Origin of the sequence: Mesorhizobium tamadayense, assembly GCF_003863365.1 — a bacterium.
GTDB lineage: Bacteria > Pseudomonadota > Alphaproteobacteria > Rhizobiales > Rhizobiaceae > Mesorhizobium > Mesorhizobium tamadayense.
Map to the genome: position 1 here is coordinate 1 of NZ_RQXT01000191.1, position 769 is coordinate 769.

Below are 769 nucleotides of genomic sequence, written 5' to 3' on the forward strand. Positions count from 1 at the left end.
GGCATCGAGGTCGATGCCCTCTGGCTCACCGTCATAGATGGCTTCCGGAAGAAGAGAGATCGCGCCGGAAAGCGCGTGCTCGAGATCGACGCCGTGGCGCGGCAGGCAAGTATAGGCCTCGCCGTAAGGCCCCGAGATAGTAGCATGCGTGCCGAGCACGAAATCCGGGTGGCGCGCGAACCAGCGGTTGACGCGGATGGCGCCCTCATCCTGCGTCGCCTGGCGGACCTCGTCGGTATCGAGCCATGACAGGTCGCCCTCTGGCTCGCCGGCCTTGCGCTTGCGGAAAAACAGGATGTCGACCACGACGTCGGTGCCGGCGTCGGTGCGGAAGCTGCCCTCGGGCAGGCGGATCGCGGCAATCAGGTCGGCCGCCTTCGCGATATGCTCGCGCGCGGTGCTGTCGGCCTTGTCAAAAGTGCCTGAGCTGGTGACGAAGGCGGCAAGAGCCCCCGGCTTCAGCAGATCGACCGACCGGGCAATGAAGTAGTCATGCAGCCGCAATCCCATCGACCGATACGCCCGATCGGAGCGCACGGTTCGATCCGAAAACGGCGGATTGCCGATGGCGAGGTCGAAATTCGCCGGCAGCGTGCTGTGGGCGAAATCGCCGGCTATGATCCGTGCTTGCGGCTGCAACAGCCGGGCGATACGCGCCGTGACCGGATCGAGTTCGATGCCGGTCACATGTGAGAGGTCACGCAAAGCCGTCGGCATGAGTGCCGGGAAAAGCCCGGTCCCGATGCCGGGCTCGAGCACGCGCCCGCCG

General features: G+C 65.8%; 1 protein-coding gene. It reads right to left on the reverse strand.

Annotated elements, in window-relative coordinates:
• Positions 1 to 769 (reverse strand): Eco57I restriction-modification methylase domain-containing protein (locus tag EH240_RS37180; RefSeq protein ID WP_148101192.1); only part of this gene is annotated, 769 nt, incomplete at both ends.